Raw genomic sequence first — 15,114 nt, 5'->3', positions numbered from 1 at the left:
TGAGGAGTGAGCGAAGGCCCGCTTTTCCTCACTCCTCACTCCTCACTCCTCACTCCTCTCCGCTCACTCCTCGAACCCCGCGCTCATCGATCACCGCGGTGATCAGCGCACCGACGAAGAACACCACGCTGGCGTAATAGATCCACACCAGCAGCAGGACCAGTGCGCCCATCGAGCCATACGCACTGCCGGGTGCGGCTTCGGACAAGTAAAGGCCGATCAGGTAGCGGCCGGCGGCGAACAGCAGTGCGGTGATCGCGCCGCCCAGGAACGCCTGCTTCCACGCCACCCGCCGGTCCGGCAGGTAGTGGTAGAAGAACGCGAACGCCAGGGCGTACAGCAGCAGCGTGGTGGCATAGCCCAGCGCCGGCAGCAGCGAGGGCAGTCGCGCGAACACCACCTGCAGCGCGGTGGTGGCGACCATCGAGACCACCAGCAGGAAGCCGATGGCCAGCACCACGCCGAGCGAGAACACGCGCTTCTTCAACCATGCGGCCAGGCCGTTGAGTCGCTGTGCATCGGTGCGGAAGATCAGGTTGAGCGCGCCCTGCAACTGGGCGAACACGACGGTGGCGCCGATGAACAGCAGCGCGGTGCTCCACCATCCGGCCAGCGATCCTACATCCGGCCGATCGCTGGCGTTGCGGATCACCGTTTCGGCCACGGTGCCGGCACTGGGGCCGGCGAGTTGCTGGATCTGGTCCAGCAAAGACTGCTGCGCCGGCGGATACAGCGAAGCGGTCAGCCACAGCAGCAGGATCAGCAGTGGCGCCAGCGACAGCAGCGCATAGAACGACAGCGATGCCGCCTGGGTCATCAGGTCGGTTTCGACGAAGCGTCGTACCAGGGCAGCGGGCAGGCTGCGGTTGACGCGGTCGCCGGCGATGCGTGCGCGGGCGCGCAGGAGCTGGAAGCGGCTTGGACGTTGCATGCGTCGAGCCTGCCGCGTGCGGCGTCAGCGGTTCGTTATGGCAACGTGGTCGTGATGTTCACGCGTCGCCGCGGGCCAGCGCCTGCAACGCATCGCCGGTGACGCGCTGCACGGTCCATTCGTCCAGGCCGACGGCGCCGAGACGGCGATAGAAGCGGATCGCGGGTTCGTTCCAGTCCAGCACCGACCACTCGAAGCGGCCATGACCACGCGACACCGCCAGCTGCGCGAGATGCACCATCAGCCGCTTGCCGAGACCGAGGCCGCGATGCTGCGGCAGCACGAACAGGTCTTCGAGGTACAGGCCCGGCTGGCCGAGGAAGGTCGAGAACGAGGTGAAGAACAGTGCGAAGCCGGCGGGCGTGCCATCGACGTCGGCAATGACGACCTCGGCGGCGGGGCGCGGACCGAACAGATGCTGTTCCAGCAGGGCAGGCGTGGCGACGGCTTCGTGGGCCAGTTTTTCGTACTCGGCCAGCCCGGCGATGAAATCAAGGATCTGCGGGATATCCGCAGGCGTCGCGGCTCGCAGGGTGATCTCAGGACGGTTCATGCCGCGATTGTACGGCGGGGCACTTGGAGCGGAGCTTGCTCCGCTGCTATCGACCGGCCATGAGGAGTGAGTGACCTGCAAAGCCGGGCAAGCCCGGCTCTACGGGGACGCCTCGCTCCGGTGCGTAGCGTGCGCCCCGCGCACGAACACGCGAGTCCTACTCAGCCCGCGAGCTTCTTCTTGATCAGCGCGGACACCTGGCCCATGTCGGCCTGGCCGGCGAGGCGCGGCTTCAGCACGCCCATCAGCTTGCCCATGTCGGCCGGACCGGTGGCGCCGGTTTCGGCAATCGCTGCGTCGATGGCGGCCAGGATCTCGGCTTCGCCCAGCTTGGCCGGCAGGTAGGTGTCGATCACCGCCAGCTCGGCGCGCTCGATGGCGGCCAGGTCCTCGCGGTTGGCGGCCTCGAACTGGGTCACCGAGTCCTTGCGCTGCTTGACCATCTTCTCCAGCACGGCCAGCACGGCCGCGTCGTCCAGCTCGATGCGCTCATCGACTTCGCGCTGCTTGATGGCGGCGTTGATCAGGCGGATGACCGCCAGGCGGTCCTTCTCGCCGGCCTTCATGGCGGCCTTCATGTCATCGGTGAGCTGCTGTTTCAGGGACATGGCGGTTCTCGGGACAGGTGATTCGGGATTCGGGATTCGGTCGCAGGAGGGCGGGCGCTGTCGCGAATCCCGAATCCCGCGCCAAAACAAAAAGCCGGCGACGCTCGCGCGTGCCGGCTTCTTGCGAAGCGACGCGGCTCAGTACAGGCGCTGGCGCTTGGTGACGTCGCGCGAGCTGCGACGCAGCTGACGCTTCACCGCAGCAGCGGCCTTGCGCTTGCGCTCCTGGGTCGGCTTCTCGTAGAACTCGCGCTTGCGGGTTTCGGCCAGGACGCCGGCCTTTTCGCAGGTGCGCTTGAAGCGACGCAGCGCAAACTCAAACGGCTCGTTTTCGCGGACTTTGACGCTGGGCATACGTAATCTCGGTGAAGTAAACGGCCCGGGCAGACCGGGTGAGCCGCGTATTATAGCGGCAGTCTCCGGCGCTGCAACCCACCCCCGGCGGGTCCCCGGCTTGTCCCCGCCCTCCAGGAACCCCAGATCCCCGTCATGAAAGTCCTCGGCATCGAAACCAGCTGCGACGAAACCGGCGTGGCCGTCTACGACACCGGTATCGCGGGTGCGGCCGGACTGCGCGCCCATGCGGTCTACAGCCAGATCGCCCTGCACGCCGAGTACGGTGGCGTGGTGCCCGAACTGGCCAGCCGCGACCACGTGCGCAAGCTGCTGCCGCTGATCCGCCAGACCCTGGCCGAGGCGGAGCTGACCACCGATGACCTGGACGGCGTGGCCTACACCGCCGGCCCGGGCCTGGTGGGGGCGCTGCTGGTGGGCGCCGGGGTGGCGCGCTCGCTGGCCTGGGCGCTGGACGTGCCCGCCGTGGCCGTCCACCACATGGAAGGCCATCTGCTGGCGCCGCTGATGGAGGACGATCCGCCCGAGGCGCCGTTCGTCGCCCTGCTGGTCTCCGGCGGGCACACCCAACTGGTCGCCGTGGACGCGATCGGCCGCTACCGACTGCTTGGCGAGACCCTGGACGATGCCGCCGGCGAAGCCTTCGACAAGACCGCCAAGATGATGGGGCTGCCGTATCCCGGCGGTCCGCAGCTGGCCGCGCTGGCGGAACAGGGCACGCCCGGCCGGTTCCGGTTCGCCCGGCCGATGACCGATCGCCCGGGGCTGGATTTCAGTTTCTCCGGCCTGAAGACGCAGGTGCTGCTGGCCTGGCGCGACAGCGACCAGTCCGGACAGACCCGCGCCGACATCGCACGCGGCTTCGAGGATGCGGTGGTCGACACGCTGGCCATCAAGTGCGAACGCGCGCTGGACGCCGCCGGCAGCGACGTCATCGTCATCGCCGGCGGCGTGGGCGCCAACAAGCGGCTGCGCGCCAGGCTGCAGGCGATGGCGGCCAAGCGCGGTGGCCGCGCCTGTTTCCCGCGTCCGTCGCTGTGCACCGACAACGGCGCCATGATCGCCTTCGCCGGCGCGCTGCGCCTGCAGGCCGGCCAGCACGAGACGGCCGAAGTGAAGGTCACCCCGCGCTGGGACATGGCCACCCTGCCGGCCGTCGCCACGGTCGACTGACAGCCGCGGCCGGCAAATTCCGTTCAGGTTCAAGGCGGTGCGGCTAGGCTCTCCGCTCCGCCAACCGACGCGCCCTTCTGTGCAATGCAGAGGCCAGGGCGCGCGTGAACCACCTCAAGGGGTAACGGAATGACCGAACACCTGGACGCCCTGCGCGCGAGCCTCGCGCCGTATCCGTGGGCCTATACCGTCGTCGTCGCCTGCGCGCTGGTCGTGCTGGCGTGGCTGGCGAACTGGATCACCCAGCGCGTGCTGCTGCGTGGCCTGCGCCGGCTGCTGGCGACGCTGCCGCTCGGCCAGGGCGACCAGCAGGTCCGCCTGCGGGTGATCCCGCGGCTGGCCAACGTGGTGCCCGCGGTGGTGCTGGCCGCCGGCGTCGCCCTGGTGCCGGAGCTGCCGGCGCTGCTGGTGACGGTGGTCCGCAACGTCTGCTTCGCCTTCATCATCCTCACGGTGGCGCTGGCCATCGCTGCGGCGCTGGACCTGGCCAACGAGGTCTACCAGCGGCGTCCCGATGCGGCCGACAAGCCGATCAAGGGCTATCTGCAGCTGCTGAAGATCATCGTGTTCGTCGTCGCGGCGGTGCTGATGGTCGCCGCGCTGATCGACCGGTCGCCGGTGATCCTGCTGTCCGGCCTGGGCGCGATGATGGCGGTGCTGATCCTGGTGTTCCAGGACACGCTGCTGTCGCTGGTGGCCAGCGTGACCATCAGCTCCAACGACATGGTGCGGGTGGGCGACTGGATCGAGATGCCCAGCCAGAACGCCGACGGCGATGTCATCGACATCGCGCTGCACACGGTGAAGGTGCAGAACTGGGACAAGACCATCACCACCATCCCCACCAAGAAGCTGATCAGCGATTCCTTCAAGAACTGGCGCGGCATGAGCGAATCCGGCGGCCGGCGCATCAAGCGCGCGCTGCACCTGGACCAGAACAGCGTGCGCTTCCTGGGCGGCGACGAGCAGGCGCGGCTGCGCCGGTTCCGCCTGCTCGGCGACTACCTGCAACGCAAGGACGGCGAACTGGATGCCTGGAACGCCCGCCTGGCCGACCACGGCCGCGAGCCGGTCAACCAGCGCCGCACCACCAACCTCGGGACCTTCCGTGCCTACGTCGAGGCCTACCTGCGCGCGCACGCCGACATCCACGACGGGATGACGCTGCTGGTGCGCCAGTTGCCCCCGGGACCGACCGGGCTGCCGCTGGAGATCTACTGCTTCACCCGCACCGTGGAATGGGGGCCGTACGAAGCCATCCAGTCCGACATCTTCGACCACCTGCTGGCGATCCTGCCGGAGTTCGGGCTGCAGGTGTTCCAGCAGCCGGGCGGTGCCGACGTGCGCCAGTTGCAGGGACAGGCGGCAACCAGGGTCGCGGCCGCCACGGGCTGAGTCTGTACATCGATTGCGCGTACCATTCCCGCACCCGGATTCAGAGCTCCCCATGGATATCGTTTTCATCGAAGACCTGCGCATCGAGACCGTCATCGGCATCTACGACTGGGAGCGCGGGATCCGCCAGACCGTGGCGCTGGACGTGGAGATGGCGTTCGACAACCGCGTGCCGGCAGCGAGCGACGACATCGCGCTGACGCTGGACTACAAGGCGGTATCGAAGCGGCTGATCTCGTTCGTCGAAGCGTCGAACTTCGGCCTGGTCGAGACGCTGGCCGAACAGTGCGCGGCGATCATCCGCGAGGAGTTCGGCGTGGCCTGGGTGCGGCTGAAGCTGAGCAAGCCCGGCGCGGTGACCGGCGCGCGCAATGTCGGCGTGCTGATCGAACGCGGCGTGCGCCCGGCCTGACGCCATGGGAACGGCCTATCTCAGCCTGGGCAGCAACGTCGAGCCCGAACGGCACCTGCGTGCCGCGGTCGCGGCGCTGCGCGAACGCTTCGACGACGTGCGCCTGTCGCCGGTCTACCGCACGCGCTCGGTCGGCTTCGACGGCACCGATTTCCTCAATGCGGCCGCGGTGATCGACAGCGACCTGGACCCGTTCGCGTTGAACGACTGGCTGCATGCGCTGGAAGACGCGCATGGCCGCGACCGCAGCGGGCCGCGCTTCTCCGACCGCACCCTCGACATCGACATCGTGCTGTACGACGACCTTGTGATGGAAGGGCCCGGCAATCTGCGCCTGCCGCGCGACGAGCTGAAGCACGCCTTCGTGCTGCTGCCGCTGGTGGACATCGCGCCGGACGCGATCGAACCGCGCAGCGGACGCACGCTGGCGGCGCTGTGGCGCGAGCATCCCGACCACGCCACGCCACCGCAGGCGATACCGTTCCCGTAGCGTGCGCTGCGCGCACGACCTCCGGGACCCGAATCATCGCGCCGCACCACCCACCGCATGGCCAGGCGGCATGGCGGTCGTGCGCATGGCGCACGCTACGTGGAGCCGGCTACCCTGCTGGTGGACATCGCGCCGGACGCGATCGAGCCGCGCAGTGGACGCACGCTGGCGGCGCTGTGGCGCGAGCACCCGGACCACGCCACCCCACCGCAGGCGATACCGTTCCCGTAGCGTGCGCTGCGCGCACGACCTCCGGGACCCGAATCATCGCGCCGTACCACCCATCGCATGGCCAGGCGGTACTGCGGTCGTGCGCATGGCGCACGCTACGTAGAGCTGGCTACCCTGCTGGTGGACATCGCGCCGGACGCGATCGAGCCGCGCAGCGGACGCACGCTGGCGGCGCTGTGGGGCGAGCACCCGGACCACGCCACCCCACCGCAGGCGGTGCCGTTCCCGTAGCGTGCGCTGCGCGCACGACCTCATGATCATCGCCGGCGCGACCGCTTGATCGCGATCCGGCGCGACGGGCAGTGCGCATGAGTCGGCAATCTTGCGGTCGTGCGCATGGCGCACGCTACGTGGGGCTTTACGTGATGTGCCGGCCGCCGTCCACGTGGATCACTTGCCCGGTGACATAGTCGGCGGTGTCGCCGAGCAGCCAGGCCACGGTACCGGCGATGTCGGCGGGTTCGCCGACGCGGCCCAGCGGGGTCTGCGCCAGCAGGCGCGACTGCACCTCGGGATCGATCCCGCCATCCGGCCACAGGATGGCGCCGGGCGACACCGCGTTCACCCGCACGTCCGGTGCCAGCGACACCGCTAGTCCGCGCGAGACCGCGAGCAGTGCGTCCTTGGATGCGGCGTAGACCGCCAGGTCCGCGCGCGGCTTCTCGGCATAGATGTCGGCAATGTTGACGATGGCGCCACGGGCGGCGCGCAGGTGCGGTGACGCCGCCTGCGCCAGGAAGAAAGGGGCGCGCGCATTGACCGCGAACAGTTCTTCCCACTGCGCCGGCGTGGTGGTGCCGGCAGGCGTGGGATAGAACGCGGAGGCATTGTTGACCAGCGCATCCAGGCGGCCGAAATGCCCGACGGTCTTCGCCACCAGTTCCGGCAGCCGGTCGAACACCGCCAGGTCGGCCTGCAGCATCAGCGTGCTGTCGCGACGCACCGCGTCCAGTTCGCCGGCCAGCACACGCATGTCGGCGGACGAACCACGGTAGTGCAGCGCGAGGTCGTAGCCGTCTGCATGCAGGCGACGCGCGATCGCCGCGCCGATGCGGCGTGCGGCGCCGGTGATCAGAACGACACGACGCGGCGTGGACATGGCGGGCTCCGGGATACGAGTCCGCATTGTCCACGCTTTGCACCGAAATGGCGCATGCGGCCGGTAAAAATGTGAGGCGAACGTCGTGTCGCGCCGATGCTTGACGGCGTGCGCATCGACCATGCATGTTGCAACGCATTACCCCGCGCCGGATGTGCCGGCCGGGGACAGCAGGATGGCGAATGGACTGGGCGAAGTACCGCACCACGACCTTTGACGAACTGATCCAGGCCGATGGCCGGCCGCGTCCGGCCGCACGGCGGCTGGTCGAATACCTGGCCGGACTGTCCGGCCGCGAACTCGCCGAACGCCAGCTCGCCGCCGACGTGGTGGCGCGCGTGCAGGGCATCACCTTCACGGTGTATTCCGACGGCCGCAACGTCGACCGCACGCTGCCGTTCGACCTGATCCCGCGCATCATCCCGCTCAGCGAATGGCAGCGCACCGAAGCCGGCCTGAAGCAGCGCATGCGTGCGCTCAACCTGTTCATCGGCGACATCTACGGCAAGCAGCAGATCGTCAAGGACAAGGTGTTCCCGGCGATGCTGCTGAAGGATTCGGTGAACTTCCGCGCGCAATGCGTCGGCATCACCCCGCCGCTGGGCGTGTGGGCGCACATCTGCGGCTCGGACCTGGTGCGCGACGGCGACGGCACGCTGTACGCGCTGGAGGACAACCTGCGCATCCCCTCCGGCGTCAGCTACATGCTGGAAAACCGCATGGTGGCCAAGCGCGTGTTCCCGGAGCTGTTCGAGACCAGCTCGATCCTGCCGGTGGACGAATACCCCAGCCAGCTCTACGACACGCTCGCCGCGCTGTCGCCGCGTCCGGGCGACACGCCGGTGATCGCGCTGCTGACGCCGGGCGTGTTCAACAGCGCCTACTTCGAGCATGCGTATCTGGCGCAGGCGATGGGCATCGAACTGGTCGAAGGCAGCGACCTGTTCGTCGCCGACGACGACTGCACCTACATGCGCACGGTGTACGGACCCAAGCGCGTGGACGTGATCTACCGCCGCGTCGACGACCTCTTCATCGATCCCGAAGTGTTCCTGCCGGATTCGGTGCTCGGCGCGCCGGGCCTGATCCGCAGCTGGCGCGCCGGCAAGGTGGCGCTGGCCAATGCCCCCGGCGCGGGCGTGGCCGACGACAAGGTGGTGTTCGCCTACGTGCCGAAGATGATCAAGTACTACCTGGACGAGGAGCCGATCCTGCCCAACGTGCCGAGCTACCTGTGCCACAACGCGAAGGAGCGCCGGTACGTGCTGGACAATATCGAGAAGCTGGTGGTCAAGCCGGCCAACGAGTCCGGCGGCTACGGCATGCTGATCGGCCCGCGCTCGACCAAGCGCCAGCGCGACAGGTTCAAGGCGCTGATCGAGGCGAACCCGCGCAACTACATGGCGCAACCCACGCTGGCGCTGTCCACCGCGCCCATCGTCACCAAGCAGGGACCATCGCCGCGCCACATCGACCTGCGGCCGTTCGTGCTGTCGCGCCAGGACACCTACGTCACCACCGGCGGCCTGACCCGGGTGGCGATGGTGAAGGGCTCGCTGGTGGTGAATTCCTCGCAGGGCGGCGGCGCCAAGGACACCTGGGTCGTGGACCTGTCCGACCATGAAGGGGAGGACGCCTGATGCTGTCGCGTGTCGCCGACAACCTGTACTGGTTCAGCCGCTACGTGCGCCGCGCGGAGAACACCGCGCGCCTGGTCGGCGTGGGCAGCCAGCTGCAGCTCGACATGCCGCGCTCGGTGCGCTTCGCCTGGCGGCCGATGATCGACACGGTGGGTGCCGGCGAATGCTTCGAGCAGTGCCATCCGGACACCGGCGACACCGTGGGCGACGTCGAGATGATCCGCTTCCTGCTGCTGGACGAGCGCAATCCCTCGTCGCTGCGGACCTCGGTGGATTCGGCGCGCGAGATCCTGCGCGCCATCCGCGACACGTTGCCGCAGGACGTGTGGGAAGCGATCAACGACCTGCACCTGTATATCGGCGCGCACGGCGAACGCAGCCTCAGCCGCCGCTACCGCATCGAGTTCCTCCACCGCATCATCGACGGCTGCCTGAAGGTGTCCGGGCTGCTCAGCGCCAACGTCAGCCGCGACATCGGCTACCAGTTCCTGCGCCTGGGCACGGCGCTGGAACAGGCGGACATGACCACGCGCATCATGGATGCGGGTGCGTCCGGCCTGGTCACGCCGCGCAACGAGGACGACCGCGAAGCGTTCCAGAACATGCAGTGGATGAGCGTGCTGCGCTCCGTCGCCGGCTACCAGATGTTCCGCCGCCACGTGCGCCAGCGCGTGACCGCGGAACTGGCGCTGCGCTTCCTGCTGCAGAACAACGAGTTCCCGCGCAGCGTGCACTTCTGCCTGACCCGCGCGCAGAGCGTGCTGCCGACGATGCCGCCGCGCCCGGGCGTGGACCGCCATCTCAACCGCGTGATCGGCATGACCCGCAACGCCGACCCCGCGGTGCTGGCGGCGCGCAATCCCGCGCAGTTCATGGACGAGATCCAGACGCACCTGGGTTCGCTGCATACGGCGATCGCGGAAGGCTACTTCCACGGCTGAGCGGGCTCAGCTCCCGCGTTCGCGCCAGGCGGCCGCGGAGACGGCGGCAAGTTTGCTGGCGATCAGGATGCCGGCCGCACCCGCCAGGATCCGCCAGGCCGGAGCGACCCACAGGGCCACACAGAGGCCGGTGACGCCGGCGCCGAGGCAGAACACCAGCAGCGCCACGGCCCACGCTTTCATCGGGCGGGCGACGTCATCGCCGGCTACTGCTGCTGGCCCTGGGCATCGCCCGGGTCCTGTCGCGTCGGCACGCGCCGCGGCGGCATCGCCGGCAGACCCGCAGGGCGTGCTTCGGGTTCCTGCGCCGGTTCCCACGGGAAACGCGGCAGGCTGTGCACGGCGGCTTCCAGCTTGCGCGACCAGGTGTCGTGGATCTCGGCGTACAGCGGCGTATCCGCCTCCATCCGCATCTTCTGGCTGATCTTCAGGTCGCCATTGCGCAGCAGCGCCATGTCCACCGGCATGCCGACGGACAGGTTGGAGCGGATGGTGGAATCGAGCGACACCAGCGCGCAGCGCGCCGCGTCTTCCAGCGAGGTTTCCGGACGGATGATGCGGTCGAGGATCGGCTTGCCGTACTTGGACTCGCCGATCTGCAGGTAAGGCGTTTCCGGCGAGGTGGCGATGCAGTTGCCGAGCGGATAGACCATGTACAGGCCCGGACGCTCGCCGGCGATCTGCCCGCCCAGGATCAGCGTGGACTGCACGTTGACGCCGCTCTGCTGCGCGTCGTCGACCACGCGCGCCTGGCTGGCGACGAGCATCTCGCCGACGTATTCGGCCACTTCGTACAGGTGCGAGAACGTGCGCAGGCTGCGCGACGCATTCGGATCGTCCACGTCGCGCTGCAGCTTGGCCAGCGTGAGCTGGGTGGTGGCCAGGTTGCCGGCCGACATGATGACGAACACGCGCTCGCCGGGCCACTCGAACACGTGCATCTTGCGGTACACGCGCACGTCGTCGAACGAGGCGCTGGTGCGGGTATCCGCGGCGAAGACCAGGCCTTCGTTGACTTCGATGCCGACGCAATAGGTCATGGCGTGTCCGTTGCTGCTGTGCATCACGATTCTATGCGTGGCCCCCGGGGTTGGCTAGGGCCGGCGTCGCAGTGTGAAACGACACGTACAATGACGCGTTATCCCGCTTCTGGTGCGCCATGCAGGCCGATCTCCCCCTTCCCGACGCCGCCGCGCTCGCCCACAGCGCCGACCTCGCGGCCGCGATCCGCGCGGAGATCGCCGCCGAAGGCGGCAGCCTGCCGTTCTCGCGGTTCATGGAGCGCAGCCTGTATGCGCCCGGGTTGGGCTACTACAGCGCCGGCAGCACCAAGTTCGGCGAGGCCGGTGATTTCACCACCGCGCCGGAGCTGGGGCCGTTGTTCGCCAGTTGCGTGGCGCAGGCGGTGGCGCCGGTACTGCAGCAGCTCGGCCCCGATGCCGAATTCCTGGAAATCGGCGGCGGCAGCGGTGCATTCGCCGAGATCATGCTCAAGCGCCTGCTGGAGCTGGACGCGTTGCCGGCCCGCTACGCGATCCTGGAGCCCAGCGCCGACCTGCGCGAGCGTCAGCGCGAACGGCTCGGGCAACGGCTGATTCCGCCGGTCTTCGATCTGGTGGAATGGCTGGACGGTCCACCGTCCGAGGCGTGGAACGGCGTGCTGTTCGCCAACGAAGTGGTGGATGCGCTGCCGACACCACGCTTCACCCTGCGCGATGGCGAAGTGTTCGAGGAAGGCGTGGCGGTGGATGCCGAAGGCCGCTTCGTCCGCAGCGACCGCCCGGCCGATGCCTTGCTTGCCGCCGCCGTGCGCCATGTCGAGCGCTATCTCGGCCAGCCGTTTCCCGACGGCTATCGCTCGGAACTGCTGCCGCAACTGCCGTACTGGATCCAGGCGGTGATGGGCGGACTGGATCGCGGTGCGATGCTGTTCGCCGACTACGGCTACACGCGGCGCGAGTACTACCAGCCCGATCGCGACACCGGCACGCTGCGCGCATATTACCGCCACCGCGTGCACAACGATCCCTACCTGTGGCCCGGTCTGCAGGACATCACCGCGTCGGTGGATTTCACCGCATTGGCCGAAGCCGGTACCCAGGCGGGATTCGATCTGGCCGGTTACACCACGCAGGCCAACTTCCTGCTCGGCAACGGCCTGCAGGAGCGATTGAACGAAGCCGAGGCGCGCGCGGACGAGACCACGCTGTTGCGCCTGCGCAACGAAGCCAAGCGGCTGACGCTGCCCAGTGAAATGGGCGAGCGTTTCCAGGTGATGGGTTTCTCCAGCGAGGTGGAGTTCGGCACCGCGTTCCTGTTCAACGACCTGAGCTGGCGCCTGTGAGCGGCGGCGTGTTGAAGCCGTTCCGGTGGCCGCGCCTGTGGGTGGGCCTGTGGTGCCTGGCCATCGTCGCGGTGGCCGTGTTGTCGCTGGTGAACCTGAGCGGGTTGCCGCCAGTGCCCGAGGGTGGCGACAAGGTCGAGCATTTCCTGGCGTATGCGCTGCTGTCGGCGTCCGCCATGCAGCTGTTCGCCACGCGTCGCGCATGCATCGTGGTCGCGCTGCTGCTGGTGGCGATGGGCGTGGTACTGGAGTTCGCGCAGGGCACGTTGACCGCCACGCGCATGGCCGATGCGCACGATGCACTGGCCAATACGCTGGGCGTGCTGGCCGGGTTCGCCACGCGTTTCACGCCGGCGAGCGATCTGCTGCTGGCACTGGACGCGCGGCTGACGCCGGCACGCAACCTGTAGCAGCACGCGACGGGCGCGATGCCTGTCCACGAGGCAGGCCGCAAGGCGAACGCATCGCGCCCCTGGTGCGCGATGCGAGGTGGGCAACGACACGTGCCCACCCCGTGCCGCGATCAACGCGGCTGCAGCGTGATCCGATCCAGCACCCACATCTGCGGGCGGGTGTCGCCAGTGAAGCGGACGCACAGGTCCTGCCTGCCGGTGGTGCCGGCCGGCAGTGCCGCCTCGAGGTCAAGGAAACCGTCGGCGTCCGGTGCGGCGGGCAGCGGCACGGTGGCGAGCGTATGCCCCTTGCAGCCGCCGCCCAGGATTTCCAGTTCGCCCAGCGGCGACTTCGCCGGCTCGAAGGTGCGGTGCGGCTCGTCGTGCGCGAGCTGGAAGTAGTACGGAATGCGGCCGGCGCGCACCTTGATCGACGCGATGCCCTCCAGGTCTGCCTGGTTCCATTGCCAGCACGGATAGAAGATCGTTGTGTTGAAGATGGCGCGCTCGCCTTCCAGCGGGCCATCGTCCTCCAGCCGCAGCAGCAGGCGGCCGGCATCCGGGCACACCGACATCGCCTCGTCCGTGCGGCTCAGCAGCGACGCCTGCGTCAGTTCGAACGTAGATATCGGTGCCAGCGCGCGGCCATCGGCGAACGCGGCCGCACGCACGGTGGCAGGCAGCTTTACGTTCAGCGGCGCGCTGAAGGCCGGCGAGGCAGGCGTCGGTTCGCTGCCATCGGTGGTGTAGTGCACGGGATAGTCGAGCGGATTGGACAGCGTGACCGTCGCGGTGCCGGCCTTGCGGTCGTTTCCGGTGGCGATCAGCGGCTCGAACGGCGTCTTCGCGTAACCCAGGCCGATGGCGTCGTAGCGCTTCAGCAGCGTGGGCAGGCGGGCGGTGAAGCTGGCGAAGTCCTTCTTCGCCGCTGGCGTCCAGCCGGTTTCCGCGACCGCCGCCAGGCGCGGAAACGCGTTGTGCTGCAGGCGGGCGAAGGTGCGCGTGTGCTCCGTCCACAGATTGGCCTGGATGCCGAGGATGTGATGGTGCTGGCTTGCTTCCAGTTCCGGCGGAACCGGGTCGAAGCCATAGACATCCTGCAGCGTGATCAGTGCGGGCCGGCCCGGCGGTTCGTTCGGCGAGGCCGTCTGCAGGTAGTCGAGGTAGGTCTTGTTGGATGGCGACATCACCACGTCATGGCCCTGGCGCGCGGCCTGCAGGCCGCCCTCGATGCCGCGCCACGACATCACCGTCGCCTCCGGCGGCAGCTTGGCTTCCAGGATCTCGTCCCAGCCGATCAGGCGCTTGCCGTGCGAGGCGAGGTGCTTCTCCAGCCGTTCGACCAGGTAACCCTGCAGGTCCATCTCGGTCTTCGCGCCGACCTGGCGCATGCGCGCCTGTTCGCGCGCGGAGGCTTCCCACTGGTCCTTGACCGCTTCGTCGCCGCCGATGTGCACGTAGGTGCCGGGGAACAGCGTGACCACTTCGCCCAGCACGTTCTCGAAGAAGGTGATGGTCGGTTCTTCCACGTTGACCAGGTTGGGGAACACGCCCCATTCGTTCGACGGCACCAGCGGCGTGTCGATCGAGCCCAGCTCGGGATACGCGGCGATGGCCGCCGTGGCATGGCCGGGCACGTTGATCTCGGGCACCACGGTGATGTGGCGTTCGGCGGCGTACTTCACCACGTCGCGGATCTGGTCCTGGGTGTAGAAGCCGCAGTACGGGCGCGGCTCGCCGGTCTGCGGATCCTTGCCGCCGTCGCCGGCGGGGATGCGGCAACCGCCGATCCCGGTGAGCTTCGGATACTGCTTGATCTCGATGCGCCAGCCCTGGTCGTCGGTGAGGTGCCAGTGCAGCGTGTTGAGCTTGTGCAGCGCCATCGCGTCGATGATCTTCTTGACCTCATCGACCTGCTGGAAGTGGCGCGCCGGGTCCAGCATGAAACCGCGCCAGCCGAAGCGCGGGGCGTCCTCGATGTGCAGTGCCGGCAGCGTGACGCGGCCGTTGTCGCCCTGGGTGACCAGTTGCCACAGCGTCACCGCGCCGTAGAACAGGCCGCGCTCGTCGCCGGCTTTCACCGTGACGCCATCGGCCGTGACGTCGAGCGTGTAGGCCTCGGGATTCGCCGCCGCGTCTGTGGAGGCTTCCAGCACGAAGCGGATCAGCCCCTTGCCGTCGTCCTGCGTGGTGGCCAGCGCGGGCCCGCCCGCCGATTGCAGGTAGGCCGCGAACTGCTGCGCGACGCGCGTCGCCGCGTCGCCACTGGCGGACAGGCGCGTGTCCGCGCTGATGGCGAAGGTGCCTTCGCCTGTTTTCAGTTCGGCGGGCGCCGGAATCAGTGAAGGCGTGATCGGCGCGGATGTGGCGGTATCCGCCGCCGTATCGCCGGATGGCTTCTTGCAGCCGGCCAGCGCCAGCAGGGTGAAGGCCAGTCCGGCCAGGGCGCGATGGGCGATGGGTCGTTTCATCGGAGTCCTCGGTAGCGGTGGGCACAGCATGCCCAAAAAAAAGCGGGCCAGGATGTCTCCGGGCCCGCAGAGGGAGAGTG

The 15,114-nt window shown here is 68.4% G+C and carries 18 protein-coding genes; 10 read left to right on the top strand and 8 right to left on the bottom strand.

From position 1 onward, the window contains the following. Positions 1-49: 49 nt before the first annotated feature. The 4 genes from MMG85_RS04860 to rpsU form a co-directional block, all read right to left on the bottom strand. Positions 50-931 carry a YihY/virulence factor BrkB family protein gene (locus MMG85_RS04860; RefSeq protein WP_241044999.1) on the bottom strand — a complete coding sequence of 294 codons (882 nt, stop codon included), beginning with the start codon at positions 929-931 and terminating at the stop codon, positions 50-52. 58 nt (positions 932-989) lie between these two features. Further along, positions 990-1,484, bottom strand: a complete 495-nt coding sequence (locus MMG85_RS04855; RefSeq protein ID WP_241044998.1) for a GNAT family N-acetyltransferase — start codon at positions 1,482-1,484, stop codon at positions 990-992. Between the two features lie 161 nt (positions 1,485-1,645). Next, positions 1,646-2,092, bottom strand: coding sequence for a GatB/YqeY domain-containing protein (locus MMG85_RS04850; RefSeq protein WP_241044997.1), 447 nt, complete (start codon positions 2,090-2,092; stop codon positions 1,646-1,648). 138 nt (positions 2,093-2,230) lie between these two features. Next, the gene (gene rpsU, locus MMG85_RS04845; RefSeq protein ID WP_002808376.1) at positions 2,231-2,446 is read right to left on the bottom strand and encodes a 30S ribosomal protein S21; all 216 of its coding nucleotides are present in this window, start codon (positions 2,444-2,446) and stop codon (positions 2,231-2,233) included. Between the two features lie 135 nt (positions 2,447-2,581). Between rpsU and tsaD the strand changes: the two genes are divergently transcribed. From tsaD to MMG85_RS04815, 6 genes are all read left to right on the top strand, one after another. Next, positions 2,582-3,619 (top strand): tRNA (adenosine(37)-N6)-threonylcarbamoyltransferase complex transferase subunit TsaD, encoded by a 1,038-nt coding sequence (gene tsaD / locus MMG85_RS04840; protein ID WP_241044996.1) that lies wholly within the window; start codon positions 2,582-2,584, stop codon positions 3,617-3,619. A 129-nt stretch (positions 3,620-3,748) separates the two neighbouring features. Then, entirely contained in the window at positions 3,749-5,014 is a 1,266-nt protein-coding gene (locus tag MMG85_RS04835) for a mechanosensitive ion channel family protein (protein ID WP_241044995.1), read from the top strand. A gap of 52 nt (positions 5,015-5,066) precedes the next feature. Beyond that, on the top strand, positions 5,067-5,426 hold the full coding sequence (gene folB / locus MMG85_RS04830) for a dihydroneopterin aldolase (RefSeq protein WP_055938113.1): 360 nt from the start codon (positions 5,067-5,069) through the stop codon (positions 5,424-5,426). Between the two features lie 4 nt (positions 5,427-5,430). Beyond that, positions 5,431-5,916 (top strand): 2-amino-4-hydroxy-6-hydroxymethyldihydropteridine diphosphokinase, encoded by a 486-nt coding sequence (gene folK / locus MMG85_RS04825; protein ID WP_241044994.1) that lies wholly within the window; start codon positions 5,431-5,433, stop codon positions 5,914-5,916. A gap of 57 nt (positions 5,917-5,973) precedes the next feature. After that, positions 5,974-6,147, top strand: coding sequence for a hypothetical protein (locus tag MMG85_RS04820; protein ID WP_241045027.1), 174 nt, complete (start codon positions 5,974-5,976; stop codon positions 6,145-6,147). Positions 6,148-6,204: 57 nt separating this feature from the next. Continuing rightward, a complete protein-coding gene (locus MMG85_RS04815; RefSeq protein WP_241044993.1) occupies positions 6,205-6,378 on the top strand; it encodes a hypothetical protein in 174 nt (57 codons plus the stop codon). A 127-nt stretch (positions 6,379-6,505) separates the two neighbouring features. Here the strand turns inward: MMG85_RS04815 and MMG85_RS04810 are convergent, their stop codons facing one another. Continuing rightward, the gene (locus MMG85_RS04810) at positions 6,506-7,246 is read right to left on the bottom strand and encodes a pteridine reductase (RefSeq protein WP_241044992.1); all 741 of its coding nucleotides are present in this window, start codon (positions 7,244-7,246) and stop codon (positions 6,506-6,508) included. 182 nt (positions 7,247-7,428) lie between these two features. Between MMG85_RS04810 and MMG85_RS04805 the strand changes: the two genes are divergently transcribed. Both MMG85_RS04805 and MMG85_RS04800 read left to right on the top strand, forming a co-directional pair. After that, positions 7,429-8,886 (top strand): circularly permuted type 2 ATP-grasp protein, encoded by a 1,458-nt coding sequence (locus tag MMG85_RS04805; protein WP_241044991.1) that lies wholly within the window; start codon positions 7,429-7,431, stop codon positions 8,884-8,886. Next, a complete protein-coding gene (locus tag MMG85_RS04800; RefSeq protein ID WP_241044990.1) occupies positions 8,886-9,827 on the top strand; it encodes an alpha-E domain-containing protein in 942 nt (313 codons plus the stop codon). The genes MMG85_RS04805 and MMG85_RS04800 overlap by 1 nt, the downstream gene beginning before the upstream one ends. 6 nt (positions 9,828-9,833) lie before the next feature. On the opposite strand, the gene MMG85_RS04795 is transcribed toward MMG85_RS04800, so the two are convergent. Both MMG85_RS04795 and MMG85_RS04790 read right to left on the bottom strand, forming a co-directional pair. Further along, the gene (locus MMG85_RS04795; protein WP_241044989.1) at positions 9,834-10,010 is read right to left on the bottom strand and encodes a hypothetical protein; all 177 of its coding nucleotides are present in this window, start codon (positions 10,008-10,010) and stop codon (positions 9,834-9,836) included. 23 nt (positions 10,011-10,033) lie between these two features. After that, positions 10,034-10,867 carry a 20S proteasome subunit A/B gene (locus MMG85_RS04790; RefSeq protein WP_241045024.1) on the bottom strand — a complete coding sequence of 278 codons (834 nt, stop codon included), beginning with the start codon at positions 10,865-10,867 and terminating at the stop codon, positions 10,034-10,036. 119 nt (positions 10,868-10,986) lie between these two features. Between MMG85_RS04790 and MMG85_RS04785 the strand changes: the two genes are divergently transcribed. Together MMG85_RS04785 and MMG85_RS04780 are read left to right on the top strand one after the other, a co-directional pair. Continuing rightward, positions 10,987-12,171, top strand: a complete 1,185-nt coding sequence (locus MMG85_RS04785) for a class I SAM-dependent methyltransferase (protein ID WP_241044988.1) — start codon at positions 10,987-10,989, stop codon at positions 12,169-12,171. After that, entirely contained in the window at positions 12,159-12,581 is a 423-nt protein-coding gene (locus MMG85_RS04780; protein ID WP_055938091.1) for a VanZ family protein, read from the top strand. The genes MMG85_RS04785 and MMG85_RS04780 overlap by 13 nt, the downstream gene beginning before the upstream one ends. 113 nt (positions 12,582-12,694) lie before the next feature. Here MMG85_RS04780 and MMG85_RS04775 read toward each other — a convergent pair whose 3' ends face one another. Further along, positions 12,695-15,034: a family 20 glycosylhydrolase gene (locus MMG85_RS04775; protein ID WP_241044987.1), complete on the bottom strand. Its 2,340-nt coding sequence runs from the start codon at positions 15,032-15,034 to the stop codon at positions 12,695-12,697. Between the last annotated feature and the right edge of the window lie 80 nt (positions 15,035-15,114).

This window comes from Pseudoxanthomonas sp. LH2527 (assembly GCF_022539275.1).
In the GTDB taxonomy this organism is placed as follows: Bacteria; Pseudomonadota; Gammaproteobacteria; order Xanthomonadales; family Xanthomonadaceae; genus Pseudoxanthomonas_A.
The sequence above is the reverse complement of the archived record's forward strand: the minus strand, read 5'-3'. Positions and strand labels throughout refer to the sequence as shown.